A 3,046-nucleotide genomic window follows, 5' to 3' on the forward strand; every position below is an offset into this window, starting at 1 on the left:
CCCCCTCGGGACCATGGCCATGATGGAACCTGCATCTTGCTCAACCGCGTAAGCCGTCATTTTCGTGTGAAAAAAGCCGGGCGCGATTGCGTTTACATTGATATTTGCGGGAGCCAGATCAACCGCAAGATGCCGGGTCAGGTGAATCAGGCCGGCCTTGCTGGCAGAGTACGCATAATTATCGACTCCGGGATTTACCAGGCCGTTGACCGAGGCAATATTGATCACCCGGGACGGAGTCTCTGCTTTAGCCGCAGTTTTGAGCAGCCCGAGCAGACGCTGCGTCAAAAAGAACGGTGACTTCAGATTCAGATCCACAACCTTGTCCCAACCCGCCTCTGGATACACGGAAAACTCCGCGCCCCAGGTAGCGCCGGCATTGTTAACCAGGATGTCCAGGCCGGACTCACGCTTGCCAATCTCATCGACCAAAAACTCGATGCCCTCCAGGCTGGAGAGGTCAGCACGGATCGCAACGCACTCGCCAAGGCTTGCAACAGCGTTGGTAAAATTCGCCAGCTCATCCTGATTTCGCGATGAAATGTACACCTTGACCCCGCATTGCAGGTACGCCCGCGCGATCATCGCGCCAATCCCTCGCGCCCCACCGGTGACCAGCGCCACCCGACCTTGCAAACTGAATAGATCCTGCATACTGCCTCCGAGAAAAACGCGCCCGTCCGTCAACCGGACAAGCGCAGAAATTGAATTGGATGCGCCGCTCAGGCGTGCGATCTCATTGATTGCCGAAGCTGGYGGCAGCCTTGGACAGGAACTTCTCTGTCTGCTTGAAGCCCGCCTCCAGGGCGCATTGATCTGTGGTGTCACAGATAGCGTCCCAGGTCGCCAGCACACTCTCAGGGGTCTGCAAGGCAGGTGGAAGGAACACGCCATTGGTCTCGAAAATCCGCGTAGTGGCATAGCCACCTGCACCGGCACAGAGGATCGTGCGCTGCGGTGCACCCTCGTGGCACAGCATTAGCGCGCCTGCGGTAACCGACTCAGGGGTCAAGAGTTCAAATACCGTCTTGTCCAATAGATCTTCGGTCATGCGGGTGGCGGCAGTGGGGGCCAGCGCATTGACCCGGATATCGTGTTTCTGTCCCTCCAGCGCCAGGGTATTCATGAGCCCTACAACCGCCATCTTGGCCGCACCGTAATTCGACTGACCGAAATTGCCGTAGAGACCGGAAGAGGAGGTGGTCATGACAATTCGCCCATAGTTCTGCGCCCGCATGATGTCCCAGACGGCCTTGGTGCAGTTGACCGAGCCCATCAGGTGCACGTCCATCACCAGCCTGAAGTCGGCCAGGTCCATCCTGGAGAAGCTTTTATCGCGAAGTATTCCGGCGTTGTTGAGCAGAATATCGACCCGCCCCCAACGCTCCATGACCTGCGCGACCATCGCCTCGACTTCAGAAAAGTTGGCAACGTTGGCGCCATTGGCAATGGCTTCTCCGCCCATTGCATGAATTTGCGCAACCACCTCGTCTGCAGCCTGCAACGAGTTACCCGCGCCGTCACGGGCGCCTCCCAGATCATTCACCACCACCTTGGCACCGCGCCTGGCCAATGCCAGCGCATGGGAGCGTCCGAGTCCGTTTCCGGCTCCGGTGACGATGGCGACACGCCCAGTGAAATCGATACTTTGCTGACTCATATGAAACCTCTGCGATTGATACGGTTATTCAACGGACAAACCAGGTACGCCACAGCCATCAAAACCACTCTTCTCGGGCCATGTAGAAGGCATCTTCGAAGTCGCACAGAATCTGTTTCCAGACCTGTATCTCTGGCAGTTCGTAGGCGTAGAAGTATTTGAGGGCTTGCAACTTGCCCAGGTAGAAGTTCCGGTCATCCTCATGCGGGTCCCTGGCCAGGCCAGCGCTCGCGGCTATGCCTTGCTTGAGCCACATCCAGGCCACAACCACGTTGCCAAACAGCTCCAGGTACTTGACCGAATTGGCCAGCGCCAAGTCGATGTGCAGTTTCTGCATGCCGCCAAGAACAGCACCGGTGGTTTCCTCGAGCACTTGAATGGCGGCCAGAAGCGCAGCCGCAGGCTCCTGCAATGCCGGGTGCTGGGTGGCCGTCTCAATGTCGTCACGCATCCTGCTGATACAGTTCGTGTATCCGGCCATATTGTCGGCGGGCACCTTGCGTGCGAGCAGGTCAAGCGACTGCACGCCATAGGTGCCCTCATGGATCGAGTTGAGGCGGTTGTCGCGGTAGAACATCTCGACCGGATGCTCATTGGTATAGCCATGCCCACCCAACACCTGAATCGCCAGGCTATTGGCGCGCGGGCCGTATTCGGATGGCCAGGACTTGATGATCGGCGTCAGGAAATCCAGTAGTACCTTTGCGCTTCTGCGCTCGGCCTCGTCAGGAGCAGTGCGCACGTCGTCAGCCAGTTGTGCACCGAACAGACACAGGCTGTAGGCACCTTCGGCATAGGCCTTCTGTGCCAACAGCATGCGTCGCACATCCGCATGCTCAATGATCCGCACGGGCGCAGAGAGCGGATCCCTGGACGAAGGTAAACGCCCCTGTCGCCGCTCCTTCGCGTAGTCGAGGGAGTACTGATAACCGCTCAAAGCTGTGAGTGCGGCGCTAGTTCCGACCATGATGCGTGCCTCATTCATCATGTGGAACATGTAGCGAATACCCTGATTCTCCTCACCTACCAGGTAGCCGATCGAGCCGCCCTGTTCACCGAAGTTGATCGCACAGGAGGTTTGCCCGCGCCCACCCATCTTGTGGAACAAGCCAGCCAGGCTCACATCATTGCGGCTGCCGACCGCACCTGTTTCATCGACCAGATACTTGGGAACAATGAACAGGGATACGCCCTTGATGCCCTTGGGCGCGCCTTTGATCCTTGCCAGGACGAGGTGAACAATATTTTCGCTAAGGTTGTGATCACCGCCAGAAATGAAGATCTTGTTGCCAGTAATCAGGTAACGACCCTCTTCAGTCCTGGTCGCGCTGGTCGTCAGGTCTGCCAACCCCGAGCCCGCCGACGGCTCGGTCATGGCCATGGTTC

At 57.9% G+C, this 3,046-nt stretch carries 3 protein-coding genes; all 3 read right to left on the reverse strand.

The annotated features are described in order from the left end of the window. A partial coding sequence (locus ACXRVY_RS22115) for an SDR family NAD(P)-dependent oxidoreductase (RefSeq protein ID WP_458238240.1) occupies positions 1–654 on the reverse strand: 654 nt, incomplete at its 3' end. An 82-nt stretch (positions 655–736) separates the two neighbouring features. Continuing rightward, positions 737–1,660 (reverse strand): SDR family NAD(P)-dependent oxidoreductase, encoded by a 924-nt coding sequence (locus ACXRVY_RS22120; RefSeq protein WP_458238241.1) that lies wholly within the window; start codon positions 1,658–1,660, stop codon positions 737–739. A gap of 58 nt (positions 1,661–1,718) precedes the next feature. Further along, on the reverse strand, positions 1,719–3,046 hold a 1,328-nt coding region (locus tag ACXRVY_RS22125), incomplete at its 5' end, for an acyl-CoA dehydrogenase (protein WP_458238242.1).

The organism is Pseudomonas sp. P5_A2_2, from assembly GCF_054177685.1.